This window comes from Thioalkalivibrio sp. ALMg3 (assembly GCF_000381225.1).
GTDB classification, from domain to species: Bacteria; Pseudomonadota; Gammaproteobacteria; order Ectothiorhodospirales; family Ectothiorhodospiraceae; genus Thioalkalivibrio; species Thioalkalivibrio versutus.
Genome location: NZ_KB906226.1, coordinates 21,068 through 33,559, shown reverse-complemented (window position 1 = coordinate 33,559; position 12,492 = coordinate 21,068). Strand labels below are relative to the sequence as shown.

At 64.8% G+C, this 12,492-nt stretch carries 11 protein-coding genes; 5 read left to right on the top strand and 6 right to left on the bottom strand.

Annotated features, from left to right (window positions below):
- Positions 1-4 precede the first annotated feature (4 nt).
- Positions 5-826, top strand: a complete 822-nt coding sequence (locus F622_RS0109005) for a universal stress protein (protein WP_018650032.1) — start codon at positions 5-7, stop codon at positions 824-826.
- A 31-nt stretch (positions 827-857) separates the two neighbouring features.
- Here F622_RS0109005 and F622_RS0109000 read toward each other — a convergent pair whose 3' ends face one another.
- The 3 genes from F622_RS0109000 to F622_RS0108990 all read right to left on the bottom strand — a co-directional run bounded on the left by F622_RS0109000 (position 858) and on the right by F622_RS0108990 (position 2,893).
- On the bottom strand, positions 858-1,589 hold the full coding sequence (locus F622_RS0109000) for a glycosyltransferase (RefSeq protein WP_019571765.1): 732 nt from the start codon (positions 1,587-1,589) through the stop codon (positions 858-860).
- Positions 1,590-1,594: 5 nt separating this feature from the next.
- Positions 1,595-1,915, bottom strand: a complete 321-nt coding sequence (locus F622_RS0108995; protein WP_018176668.1) for a rhodanese-like domain-containing protein — start codon at positions 1,913-1,915, stop codon at positions 1,595-1,597.
- Positions 1,916-2,239: 324 nt separating this feature from the next.
- Complete coding sequence (locus F622_RS0108990) at positions 2,240-2,893, bottom strand: Crp/Fnr family transcriptional regulator (protein WP_018169932.1); 654 nt, start codon at positions 2,891-2,893, stop codon at positions 2,240-2,242.
- 685 nt (positions 2,894-3,578) lie between these two features.
- On the opposite strand from F622_RS0108990, the gene F622_RS0108985 reads away from it, so the two are divergent.
- From F622_RS0108985 to F622_RS0108970, 4 genes are all read left to right on the top strand, one after another.
- Positions 3,579-4,619, top strand: a complete 1,041-nt coding sequence (locus F622_RS0108985; protein ID WP_019571764.1) for a fatty acid desaturase — start codon at positions 3,579-3,581, stop codon at positions 4,617-4,619.
- A gap of 740 nt (positions 4,620-5,359) precedes the next feature.
- Positions 5,360-5,536: a CsbD family protein gene (locus tag F622_RS0108980; protein ID WP_019571763.1), complete on the top strand. Its 177-nt coding sequence runs from the start codon at positions 5,360-5,362 to the stop codon at positions 5,534-5,536.
- Between the two features lie 135 nt (positions 5,537-5,671).
- Complete coding sequence (locus F622_RS0108975; protein WP_019571762.1) at positions 5,672-6,280, top strand: PAS domain S-box protein; 609 nt, start codon at positions 5,672-5,674, stop codon at positions 6,278-6,280.
- A 22-nt stretch (positions 6,281-6,302) separates the two neighbouring features.
- On the top strand, positions 6,303-8,849 hold the full coding sequence (locus F622_RS0108970) for a chemotaxis protein CheB (protein WP_018169929.1): 2,547 nt from the start codon (positions 6,303-6,305) through the stop codon (positions 8,847-8,849).
- Positions 8,850-9,268: 419 nt separating this feature from the next.
- On the opposite strand, the gene F622_RS0108965 is transcribed toward F622_RS0108970, so the two are convergent.
- From F622_RS0108965 to F622_RS0108950, 3 genes are all read right to left on the bottom strand, one after another.
- Positions 9,269-9,583: a BON domain-containing protein gene (locus tag F622_RS0108965; RefSeq protein ID WP_018169928.1), complete on the bottom strand. Its 315-nt coding sequence runs from the start codon at positions 9,581-9,583 to the stop codon at positions 9,269-9,271.
- Positions 9,584-9,696: 113 nt separating this feature from the next.
- Positions 9,697-9,855 (bottom strand): DUF3309 family protein, encoded by a 159-nt coding sequence (locus tag F622_RS13845; protein ID WP_018145506.1) that lies wholly within the window; start codon positions 9,853-9,855, stop codon positions 9,697-9,699.
- 638 nt (positions 9,856-10,493) lie between these two features.
- The gene (locus F622_RS0108950; RefSeq protein WP_019571760.1) at positions 10,494-12,263 is read right to left on the bottom strand and encodes an EAL domain-containing protein; all 1,770 of its coding nucleotides are present in this window, start codon (positions 12,261-12,263) and stop codon (positions 10,494-10,496) included.
- Between the last annotated feature and the right edge of the window lie 229 nt (positions 12,264-12,492).

Below are 12,492 nucleotides of genomic sequence, written 5' to 3'. Positions count from 1 at the left end.
CGCGATGTTCGAACATATTCTGGTTGCAGTGGACTTCTCGCCCGCCTCGGCCCGTCTGGAGGGCCAGCTAGAACGCCTGCGAGCGCTGGGCTGCCGCAGGCTGACCCTGGTCCACGTGCTGGTTGGGGGGTACACCCAGGCCCCCGAGCTGGGGCATGGCCCGTATTACGAAGAGCGCCTGGAGGAAATGGCCACCCGGCTTCGGGGGCGAGGTTTCGAGATCGATACGGCCGTCTGCGCGGGCGCCGTGGCCTCCGAACTGGAGCGCGTGGCCCGAGAGCGTGGTGCCGGCGTGATCCTGGCCGGCAGCCATGGTCACAGCTCGCTGCGCGACATCTTGCTCGGTAGCACGGTGCTGGATCTGGCGCGCCGCGCCCGGCGCCCGCTGCTGCTGGCACCCACCGGCGGCGATGTGGCACTGGCCGAGGCCCCGGTGAGTCGCCCTTTGCTGGCGACGGATGGCTCGAAGGCCGCAGCGGCTGCCGAGGAGGTCTTCTTGCAGGTCTTGCCTCAGTGTCGGCGCGGGGTGGTGGTGGCGGTCGGGCGTTGGGGCGATGATCCCGAACGCGTCGAGGAGCGCCGGACCATCGAGGCCCACGTCGAGGGGCTGGCGCAGCGGGCCGGTGAGCGCCCCTTCGACACCGTGCTCGTCGGCCAGGGCAAGCCCTCGGTCGTGATCGGTCGGGTGGCCGAGGAAAAGGCCGCGGATCTCGTGGTCATCGGCAAGCGCGGTCGCAACCCGGTCACGGACCTGCTGCTGGGCAGCACGGCCGAGGCGGTATGCCGCCAGGCCCGGCGCCTGACGCTGCTGGTGCCATCATCCTGAGAGGCCAAGTTCTGGAGTTCGATGTGTTTTGTTAATGCCGGCGTGGGCGGGTGTACCAGAACCAGCTGAGGCGGCGTGAGCGCAGGCTCCAGGGGAACAGCAACACCTGCGTCACCACGAGGATGTGGCGGCCTGGATGGAACCAGTCCGCCTTGCGGCCGGAGGTCAGTACGGGCGTTTCCAGGATCTCGACGCGCTGGCCGTGCGCGCGGCCCCAGCGTCTCAGCGCGCGGGACAGGAACACCTCTTCCCCCGCGTACACGGCCTCGCTGAAGCCGCCCACCGCCGCGAAGGCCTCGCGGGTGCAGAAGACGTAGCAGCCAGCCGCCAGAACCAGGCGCGCGGAGAGGGTGTTCCACGCGGTGGCACCCCAGCGATAGATCCAGTGGCTGAGGTGGTCGAAGGTCACCCGTGCGCCACCCCCACAGACCTCGCCGCTGTCCAGCGCGTCCAGTGTTGCCTGCAACAGGGCGCGGTCGGGCCAGGTGTCGGCATCGACGAACAGGAGGTAATCGCCGCAGGCTGCGGCCGCGCCGGCATTGCGGGCGCGGCTGATGCGGCGCTCGGGTTCGAACACGACGCGGCATCCCGCGGCCTGGGCAATCTGTGGCGTGCGGTCGGTCGAGGCGTTGTCGACCACGATGATCTCGCTGTTCCGGTCAATGCCGGATAGCGCTTCCTGCACCGCCGCCAGGGTGCGTGGCAGCCATTCGGCCTCGTTCCAGGCCGGGATGATGATCGACAGGGCCGGTCTGCGGGGCACGCGGTTCAGTAGGTCGGCATGTGGGGGTCGACATCGCGCGCCCAGGCATCGACGCCGCCGGTCAGGTTGATCACGTGCTGGAATCCGGCCCGGTCCAGGAATCCGCAGACCTGCTGGCTGCGCACCCCGTGGTGGCAGATCACCACGATCTCGTCCTCGGCGTTCAGATCCTGATAGGCCGTCGGGATCTGGCCCATCGGGAGCAGTTGCGAGCCCCCGATGTGGCAGTGCTCGTATTCCCAGGGCTCGCGTACATCCAGGAGCAGCGGCGGGTTCTCCGCCTGGGCGAGGTAGTCCTGTAGTTCTCGGGGAGACATCTGGCGCATGGGTCGATCCGTGCCTGAGTAAGCCCGCCACGCTAGGGTGCGGCGGGCCGGGGCGCAAGAAACACGATCATTACCGCGTCGAGGGGGATCGACCGGCATGCCGTCGCGGAGGGAGACGCCCATTCATGGGTACGGCGGGTCGAGGCGCCCGGGATCGTATCGTGTGGTTTGCGGCAGGAGGGCTGGCTGGAGGTTGCGGCGGTTCTTGTATAACTGCGGCGATGGGGAGGCGTGCGAGAGCATGCGAATGGCACCCGGGCCCGCGACGTTCGTGGTGGATGGGCCCGGTACCAGGCTCTGAATCCATGGCGATCGCGGGGGCTGTCAGCGAGACACGCTTAATCGGCCTCCCGTTTGCAGATCAGGCGACGTCGACAGCAGACGATGGTATTCCGCCCGCACCGCCGCATAACATTCACAGGCACACGCTTCCAGACCGGGCCGGTCGAGCACGGTGATGTGCCCGCGGTGGTACTCGATCAGGCCCGCTTTTTGCAGTTTTCCGGCGGCGCAGGTGATGCCTTCCCGGCGCACGCCCAGGATATGGGCGATCAGTTCCTGGGTCATTTCGAGGGTGTTCGCGTGCAGACGGTCGAGATTCAGGAGCAGCCAGCGGGCGAGTTGCTGGTCCAGGGTGTGGTGGCGGTTGCATACCGCCGTTTGTGCCATCTGGGTCAGCAGCGCCTGGGTATAGCGCAACAGCAATTGCTGCATGTGCCCGCCGTGGGTGAACTCGTCTTTCAGGACCTGGGCCTTCAGCCGGAACCCGTGTCCGGCGCTGTGCACGACAGCGCGGCTGGATGTGCTCTCGCCGCCCATGAACAAGGAGACCCCGATCATGCCCTCGTATCCAACCACGGCAACTTCGGTCGTTGCGCCATCCTGCATCACGTTGAGGAGGGACACGATGGCGGTGGTGGGGAAGTAGGCGTAGCGCATCGGGTGTCCGGGCTCGGCGAGGACTTCCCCCAACGGCATGGGTACCGCCTCCATGTGCGGGGAAAGATGCGCGTAATCGTCGAGCGGAAGTCCTGCGAGCAACTCGTTCGCGCGAAGTCTATCGGAGTACGGCATCCTGGCCCCCCTGCCCGAAGGTTGAATCAGTACATAAGCCCCCCCCGGTGGCCGCAAGCGCGACGGTGCCCCATCGCTGCTGGCTGAAGTGTTCATGGATTCGATCGTTACAAAGCCATGTTGCTTTAATAGCCTCACGGTTGCTGGGCGTCAACGCTCTATTTACGTAAACGTGAAGCCGACAGGATTCTTTCGGGGGGCGTCCAGCCGCATGCGTGTCGACCCGGGCCACGCGGAGCCGAGCCTGAATGGCGGGCAGATCGAGTGACAACCGGGTGCTACAGAGGTTTGGACGTTCCACGTTCAATGTGCGTGTCCAATTGGCGTGACCAGGGTGTCTGCGCGGCCTCGCGGGGGCGAACAGACGACAAGGTTCGTGGGGGGAGGGGCCGAAACTGCCATGGTACTGCGGGCGCAGTGTGTGGGATCGAACATACAGTGAGCGCGCCTGGCCCCACTATAGGCTGGAAGTGTACGGCTTTCGGACCCGCTCCTGTATCGAGACCGAAAGCCCGGTGTTAGAAACCGGCTCGCCGGCGGTGGGGTGCGAACCCGGCCGTTGGAGTCGAGCCAAGTACGGAGTCCCAGCATGGAGCCACAAGCAGCGGTTGTCGAACCCGTCGATGATCCCCGAGCGTTACAGCGCGCACTGTCCGCGTATCGTACGCCGCTTCTCGCGCGCAGCGTGTTTGAACTGGTCGTTACCGTGATCCCGTTCGGCCTTTTCTGGTTTCTGACCTGGGCCAGTGTGAGCGCCGGCTACTGGGTTGGCCTGGTGCTGGCCATTCCCGCTGCCGGATTTCTCGTGCGGCTGTTCATGATCCAGCATGACTGCGGGCACGGGTCATTCTTCCCGTCCCGGCGCGCGAATGACTGGGTGGGACGGGCGCTGGGCATCTTCACGCTCACGCCCTACGACTTCTGGCGCCACACGCATGCCCTCCATCACGCGCACTCGGGCAATCTGGATCGGGCGGACGAGGGGAGTATCGATACCTTGAGTGTGCGGGAATACCAGGCCCTGTCTGCCTGGCAACGCCTGCGTTACCGGCTGTACCGGCATCCGCTGATCCTGTTCGGGCTGGGTCCGGTGTACCTTTTCATGTTGAGCAACCGCCTACCCGTCGGGTTCCTGCGCGCGGGATGGATGCCCTGGTTGAGCACCATGGGTACCAATGCAGGCATTGTGCTGGTCGTCGTTGGGATGATGTGGCTGGTGGGTGCGGGCACCTTCCTCCTGGTGCACCTGCCGATCGCGGTTCTGGCGGGCGCGATCGGTGTCTGGCTGTTCTATGTCCAGCACCAGTTCGAGAATACGCGGTGGGCGCACGACGAGGCGTGGAGCTTCCAGGAAACGGCGCTCTACGGCAGCTCCTATTATGATCTGCCCGCTCCGCTACGCTGGATGACCGCGAATATCGGGATCCACCACGTCCACCATCTCGCCAGCCGCATTCCGTTCTATCGATTGCCCGAGGTGCTGGAAGACCATCCGCAGCTTCGCAAGATCAGCCGTGTCACGTTGAAGCAAAGCCTCCATTGCGCCCGGCTCGCCCTGTGGGACGAGGAGCGGCAACGTCTGGTCCCCTTCGAACACGCAAGCACGCAGACACCTCCGGTACGCGCGTAGACATACAGAGCGGGGTCTCCGGCAGGGCGTTCGACGCGTGCGTCGGCCGCCGGTGCCGGACGTGCGAATGGATCAGGGTTTCCTTGGCGTGCAACCGGCCATGCCGGACAGGGTGCCCGGGCTGCACCCTGTCTGGTGGATGGGGGCCTGTGATCGCTCCCTGAATGGCCGGCGGACTGTTCGGCGGCCCGGCAAAGCTGCGGGCAAACCCTCCGCGGCGACGATGCGGGTCCTATCGGAGTCCGAAGAAGCCCAGGATGAACAGGACGATAACGATGGCGCCGACGATGTAGATGATCTGGTTCATGAGCTTTTTCCTGGTTGGACGGGTTCGGCAACAGGCTGTCCGAACCCCGTGATTCGCCTTTAAGCGTATGCGTGGCCGGATTGCCCGTCGGTGCGGCACCGCACAGGGCGTTTCGGGACTCATTCAAGCGGGCCGCGCACGCTGCGAGGTCACTGCATTGGCTGGCTTGTGGCGCACAGACACCCGCATGGCCGCATGCCGAAGCAGGACGGGTTGTGTTCCGCTGCCGGGTTTTGTTCGGCAACAGACAGACGCTGGGCTTGGCGCTCACGTAGCTTGAAGCTGGCGAAACGCCGGGAACGCGGGTGGTCGCTCGGACACGCCGGTGACCGTTGCAGAGAGGCGGGTCGGGCCCCGTAAGTGATTGACGGGTGGGCCGGGCGGCCATCTCGGATGTGACTCCTTTTTCGACAATCGTTAATGGGAGAGGGACATGAACAAGGACCAGATCAAGGGCCGCGTCGAAGAGGCGAAGGGCCAGGCAAAGCAGACGGCCGGAAAGGTCGTTGGCAACAAGGAACTGGAAGTGAAAGGGCGCGCTCAGAAGGCGGGCGGTAAGCTCCAGGCGGGATATGGCGACCTGAAGAGGGACATCAAGGATTCCACTTGACCCGGACTTCCACGGGTGACCCCGGTCACCGGCTGCGATCGCGGTGCGTGCGCCGGGAAGCAGAACGACCCGGCACCGGGCTATCATGCGGGCACCAGGGGTCGTGACCTCGGGATGGATTTGACTGGAGGACCGATGCGGAAGCTGAGCCCGGAGTTCGAGAGACAGTCGCAATTGCGCCATGAGGCCGAGTCCCGGCTTAAAGAGGGCTCGGCTCCGCCTACCGGTGGCTGGACGGTTGGCCCGGATTCGCTGACGCTCCTTTACCGCCTGGCAAGCGACCCCGATACCGCCGCGGATGCGCTCAGGCTGCTGAGTGAACTGCAGACCCACCAGGTCGAGCTGGATCTGCAGAATTTCCAGCTAAGAACCGATCAGGAGGAGCTGGACCAGGCCCTGGCTCGTTATCGAAGTCTCTATGAGTTTGCACCGGTGGGGTACCTGGTGGTCGGGCTCGATGGAAGAATCCTCGAAGGCAATCGTGCCGGCGCGGAGCTGCTCGGTACGGCACCGGATGGACTCGAGGGCGCGCCCCTGGCGTCGTGGTTCGCGCAGGGCAGCCAGTCGGCGATCCAGGGCGTGGTTGATGCGTGCCGGGAAGGCGCCGGGGGTGTCTGCTGCTCGGTTGAATCCAGCAGCCGAGGGGGTGATGGCGCAGAACTTTTGCGAATGACCGCGAGCCTGGGCCCGGGGGGCGAGGACGTATTGCTGATCGTCTCGAGGTGCGAATCATCGCCGCGATGAGTCTGCCCGGGAGGCGCTGAGTATGGGTAACCGTTCCCCTGTCGATGCTCCGGAGGCGGTGCGCATTATTGGTATCGGGGCATCGGCCGGCGGTCTGGTTGCGCTGGAGGAGTTCCTGCACCGCATACCGCCGGACAGCGGCATCGCTTGTGTCGTGGTGCAGCATCTTGATCCCACCCAGAAGGGGCTGCTGCCCGAACTGCTGCAACGGGTCACCGCCATGCCGGTGCGTGCGGCCGAACAGGGCATGCGCGTCGAGCCCGGTCACGTGTATGTGATTCCGCCGAACACGGAACTCACCGTGGTCGGCACGACGCTGCACCTGGGCGCACCCGCAGAGCCACGGGGCATGCGCTTGCCAGTCAATATCCTGTTTTCGTCGCTGGCCGGTGGGCAAGGCGAACGCGCCATCGGTGTCGTGCTCTCCGGTATGGGCTCGGACGGAACGGCGGGCCTGGAGGCGATCAAGGCCGTGGGCGGCCTGACGGCGGTGCAAGACCCCGAATCGGCGCAGTTCGACTCGATGCCCCGAAGCGCGATCAATGCGGGGTGTGCCGATATCGTGGCGACGCCGAGCGAGCTGCCGGAACGGATCCTGGCCGTCGTGCGCGAGGCGAGCGCCGTTTCGGGCGAGGCGCTCCCCTCGGCCATCTCCACGCCTCTGGAACGGATCGTTGCCGCGTTGCAGCAGCGGATTCGCCATGACTTTTCGCTGTACAAGCCCAGCACGCTGCAGCGCCGGACGGAACGGCGCATGGCCATCCATGGCATCGCCTCGCTGGAGGAGTACGCAGCGTTCCTCGAACACAACGCGCAGGAAGCCGAACTGCTGTTCAAGGAACTGCTGATCGGCGTGACCAGTTTCTTCCGTGATCCCGCCGCCTGGGAGTATCTGGCGGATACGGTGCTGCCCGAGCTTCTGGAGCGACAGAAGGGGGCAGAGAAGCTTCGCGCCTGGGTGATTGGTTGTTCGACCGGCGAGGAGGCCTATTCGCTGGCCATGGTGTTCACCGAGGTCATGGAGCGATCGCAGCCGCCCCCTGCCGTCACGCTGCAGATCTTCGCGTCGGATTTGAGCCCGGACGGCATTGCGACCGCGCGCCGGGGCCGGTACCCACTCGCGATCGCGGACGATGTGTCGCCCGAACGGCTGGCGCGTTTCTTTACCGCCCATGAACACCACTATCAGGTGATACCGGGCATTCGGGACATGGTGCTGTTTTCCCAGCATGACGTGATCCTCGATCCGCCATTCACCAAGCTCGACCTGATTGCCTGCCGCAACCTGCTGATCTATTTTGGGCCAGTATTGCAACGCAAGCTGCTGCCCCTGTTCCACTACAGTCTGCGCCCGGGTGGCGTACTATTTCTGGGGACTTCCGAGACCGTCGGGCAATTCAACCATCTGTTCACGCCGATCGAGTCGCGGCTGCGGTTCTATCAGCGCCAGGATCACACCTACATGGGTGGGCGCGATTTCCTGCCTCATGCCTTCCCGCCCCTGTCCGGCCCGAGCAAGGAGCGTCCCGTGTCCCCATCCGAGGTTTCCTCCCAACCCACCGATGCGCTGCAGGCGGAGGCCGATCAGGTCCTGCTGCAGGTATACGCGCCGGCCGCGGTCGTGCTCAATGCCGATGGGGATATCGTCTACGTCAGCGGCCATACCGGAAAGTACCTCGAGCCGGCCGCCGGCAAGGCCAACTGGAATATCTTCGCCATGGCGCGCGAAGGCCTGGGTGGACCTCTGGCCAGCGCGTTGAAAAAGGCCGCGAAGGCCGACCGCCCCGTGCACTTGCATAGCCTGGAGGTGCCCACGCACGCCGGAGTGCAGCGCGTCGATGTCACCGTGCATGCCTTTCATGACGCATCCCCCTTGCGGGGCATGACCATGATCGTATTCCGCGATCTGGCCCCGAGCACGGCCGGGCAGGGTGGGCGCAGGAACAAGGGCAAGGGGGCAATGCCGGCCGCGCATGCCGCCGAGCTGCAGCAATACCGCGCCGAGATCGAGGCCTTGCGCGAGGAGGCGCGCACGGCCCGGGAAGAGTCGCAGGCTGCGACCGAGGAGCTGCAATCCGCCAACGAGGAACTGCAATCGTCCAACGAGGAGCTCAACAGCTCGAAGGAAGAGATGCAGTCCATGAACGAGGAACTGCAGACGATCAATGCCGAGCTGCAGGCCAAGCTGGACGATCTCGCGCTCGCGCAGAGCGACATGCAGAACGTGCTCAATAGCATCGATATCGCCATCCTGTTCCTGGATCAGAATCTGGATGTCCGGCGTTATACCGATCAGGCGGCCCGAGTCTTCCGACTCCGGGAGAGCGATGTCGGCCGGCCGCTGAGCGATCTGACCACCAGCCTGGAATACCCGGAACTGCATGACGATGCCCGCGATACCCTGCGCACCCTGGCCGTCTCGGAGAAACAGATCACGACCGACGACGGGCGCTGGTTCACGGTCCGCATCATGCCCTATCGGCGGGTGGACAACGTGATCGACGGGGTGGTGATCACCATGGTCGATATCACCGAGACCAAGAGGCTGGAAGCCGGGTTGCGGGACTAGGGAGACGCTGATCTATCGCACGCCCGCGTTGGTGCCCCCTGTTTGCCGAGACAAGGCGCGTCGTGTAGCGGGTAGTGGTTCTACCCGCAAGCGGCGCAACGCAGGATCGGGGAACAGGGGGTGCCAACCCCACGAGCTATTGAGCGCAGGGGCTCGGCCGCCCGTTGTTGACAAAAACGGGCGTGGGAACGGCGTTGCGGCTCCCTTGTGCAGAATGACTGCACGGCAGTCACCGCGCCTTGTTCGCACGCAAAAGCGACTCGAGCGCGAACGTGTACATTAATCAGTGTTTCCCCAGGGCAAACCGATGACGGCCCGCCCCAATGGGCGGGCCGTCATGGAGCATGGACGAGTGGCGGCGCGTCACCGCGATCGCGGCCTCGGCAGGGTGGCCGAGCGTGCGTAGCGGGGTCCGACCGCTATTTGAGCTGCATGTCGTTTTCGACCGACCGTACGCCCTCGACGCCACGTGCGATCTCGACGGCCTTGTTGATGTCCTCCTGGGAACTGACGAAGCCGCTCAACTGCACGCGGCCCTCGTAGGTCTCGACGCTGACTTCGAAGCCGCTCAGGGATGGCTCGTTGAACAATGCCGCCTTCACCTTGGTGGTGATCACGCTGTCGTCGACGTACTCGCCGACAGTCTGTCTTTCATTCGATGCAGCGCAACCCGCGAGGAGCAGGGCCAGCAAAAGGGTCAGGAAGATCGGGGGTAAATATCGCAACTGTCTCATTATCTTGTTCTCCAGATGGGTATGGACCAAGTCACCGTGGACGGTGTCGGTCTGGTGCTGCCTGGGCTTCGGGGTGTCGGTGGCGGCATGTCCGTCGGCAGTAACGATCGGGACTAGATCCGGCCGGTGAGTAGCAGGATGAGAAGGATGATCAGCACCACGCCGATTACCCCGCCCGGGGCATAGCCCCAGTTCCGGCTGTGCGGCCACGTCGGGATCACGCCGATCAACAGCAGGACAAGGACGATGAGCAGAATGGTTCCCAGTGTCATGGCGTTTCCCTCAGTGTTGTGGGCCGTTTTGTGGCCGGGTCTTCTTGACCAGCACCTGTGAGAAAGTCTGGCGCGTGCCCGATGGGCTGTCTGTACGATCCCGCACACATCGCGGGTCTTCCCCGAAGCGAGAAAGGCCAGGCAGTAAGGCGGGGCCGGCGAGCAGGCGTGCGGGCTTGAGTTCACCCGGCGCGTGGGCCACCCAACCCGTGTGGACCAAGGGGCGGGTAGACCACGCCTGGGCCGGTGGGCGATCGGAGGGGCCGTGCACGGAAGGGTATTTTGTTCGGCGGCGAACAGAGTCGTCCCCGGGGGGATGGCATTCTTGTTCGGTAGCGTTTCCCTAAGTCGGGTCAGCCCGGGTAGCGGGCTGTCGGTTTTCTACTCGGGGGAGCCTGGACGAGACGGGCCGTCCGCGCTGTGGAACTCGCTTTCAGTCCGGAGACAGGAGAGATCATGACCGCCAACGAGCTCGGAAACGCCGCCGGTGACGCCCTCGACCGCATGGGTACCTGCGCAGAGGGGGGCGATGGCACTACCTTCTCCAGGAGTGCCCTTGCGAGAATCTGGAGCGGGCAGGAACGGCTGCGACAGAAAATGCGGAACAGAACCTCGACGAGCGCTGCTCACCGCAACGGCTAAGGGCGCGGCCCTGCCTTGCGCAATAGCCGCTGAAAATCGTCCAGTGGCAGTGGCGCGCTGAACAGGAAACCCTGGAAGGTATCGCAGTCCTGATCGGCGAGGAGACGGCGCTGTGCCTCGGTTTCCACGCCTTCGGCAACGGTCGCAAGCCCCAGGCTCTTGGACAGGGCGAGGATGGCCGAAACCAGGGTGGCGTCATTGCCCGGTTGACCCATGTTGGCCACCAGCGATCGGTCGATCTTGATTTCCTGCAGCCGCAGCCGTGTAAGGCGAGACAGGGACGACCACCCCCGTCCGAAGTCATCCACCGACAAGCGAACGCCAAGGTCCATAAGCTGGCACGACCGTGCGATGGTCGCTTCACTGCTGTCGAGGGTCGCGCCCTCGGTCAGCTCCAGGGTCAGCTTTTCCGGATTGGCGCCAGTGGACTCCAGTGCCTGGCGGACCTGATCGATGAAATCGGCCTGCTGGAACTCCAGCGCACTGATATTGACCGCCAGGGTGAGTTCGCGGGTAGTGGGATCCTGCGCCCAGGCGGCGAGCTGGGCGCAGGCGATCTCCAGCACCCAGCGTCCGATGGGCAGGATCAGACCCGTCTGCGCGGCCATCCCGAGGAAGGCGCCAGGCGCCATCAATCCGTGTTTCGGGTGTCGCCAGCGGAGCAGCGACTCGGCCCCCACCACGCGCCGTGTTCCATCGAACCGGGGTTGGTAGTGCAGTTCGAGCTGTCCCTTGCTTAGCGCCTGGCCCAGTGCGTCCTCCAGGATGCCCCGGGCATCCAGCACTGCCTGCATGGACGGGTCAAAGAAGATTACCCGGTTACGTCCGGCCGATTTCGCCCGGTACAGGGCCAGATCGGCATGCTGGAGCAATTCTTCTTCGGCTTCGCCCGGACCGAACAGGCGCACGCCGATACTGGTCGTGCAGTGGAACGCGAAGTCGCCGAGTTTGACGGGCTCGGCAATGCTTTGACGCAGTTTCTCGCCAATGCTCTGGGCGAGCAGGGCGGCGCTGTCCCGCGTCGGCCCCAGGCCATCCAGGATGACCACGAATTCGTCTCCGCCCATGCGCGCCACGGTATCGCCTTCGCGCAGCCCGGCACGCAGGCGCTGTCCCAACTCGGCGAGGAGCCGATCGCCGGCGTCGTGACCCCGGGTATCATTGAGCACCTTGAAATCGTCGAGGTCGAGAAACACGATCGCGCCGTAGAGGCCCTTGCGCTCGGATGCCGCCAGCGTCTGGGCCAGGCGGTCCAGTAGGAGCCGACGGTTGGGAAGGCCGGTCAGCGCATCGAAATAGGCCAGCCGGTGGATCTCTGCGGCGGCCTCGGCGCGCTCAGTGATGTCGAAGAACGCGATGCGCATGGTGGTCCCGGTGTGGGAGCGGTCCAGCACGCCGCATTGCAGTTGGGCCGGGAACTGTGAGCCCTCCGCATTCTGGAGTAGAAGTTCGTGCTCCTGGGGTGCGTCGAGGCGGCCCGCCCACACGGCCGCGGCCCGTTCCTGCCACCGCTCCCGGTCGCAGGAAGCGATGAACTGGTCGAAGGAATGTTCAAGCAACTGTGCCTGGGTGAGGCCCAGGAGCCGGGTGGCGAGCTGATTAGCGTCGGTCAACCGGCCATCGGGCGCAAGGATGACATAGGCCACCGGGGCGGATTCGAAGAGATCGACATAGCGGTTACGCGATTCCTCCAGTTCATGCTGGGCCTGACGCAGGGTCTCGTTCTGCATCTCCAGTTCGATCTGGTTAACCCGGAGTTCGTGCACGAGCGCCTGGGTCGATTCGGGGGGCTCCCGGGAAGCGACCCTTGCGAGGCGGGCCTCCGCCGCGCGCCGCAATGCGTTCTTGGTCTGGTACTCATCCCTCATCTGGTACTCAAGCCTCATGGTATCGTCCCTGTCGCATTCGGGGTTCGGCACGCCTCGTGGCCGTCTGCGTGTACCACCAGGTGTAAAGATTCATCACAAACGATTCGACCGGACGCATGCAGATGGC

Coding starts and splice junctions, on each gene's coding strand:
- F622_RS13845 (WP_018145506.1), bottom strand. CDS start 9,855: ATGACACTGGGAACCATTCTGCTCATCGTCCTTGTCCTGCTGTTGATC.
- F622_RS0108995 (WP_018176668.1), bottom strand. CDS start 1,915: ATGCGCCAGATGTCTCCCCGAGAACTACAGGACTACCTCGCCCAGGCG.
- F622_RS0108985 (WP_019571764.1), top strand. CDS start 3,579: ATGGAGCCACAAGCAGCGGTTGTCGAACCCGTCGATGATCCCCGAGCG.
- F622_RS0108980 (WP_019571763.1), top strand. CDS start 5,360: ATGAACAAGGACCAGATCAAGGGCCGCGTCGAAGAGGCGAAGGGCCAG.
- F622_RS0109005 (WP_018650032.1), top strand. CDS start 5: ATGTTCGAACATATTCTGGTTGCAGTGGACTTCTCGCCCGCCTCGGCC.
- F622_RS0108990 (WP_018169932.1), bottom strand. CDS start 2,893: ATGCCGTTGGGGGAAGTCCTCGCCGAGCCCGGACACCCGATGCGCTAC.
- F622_RS0108965 (WP_018169928.1), bottom strand. CDS start 9,583: ATGAGACAGTTGCGATATTTACCCCCGATCTTCCTGACCCTTTTGCTG.
- F622_RS0108970 (WP_018169929.1), top strand. CDS start 6,303: ATGGGTAACCGTTCCCCTGTCGATGCTCCGGAGGCGGTGCGCATTATT.
- F622_RS0108975 (WP_019571762.1), top strand. CDS start 5,672: ATGCGGAAGCTGAGCCCGGAGTTCGAGAGACAGTCGCAATTGCGCCAT.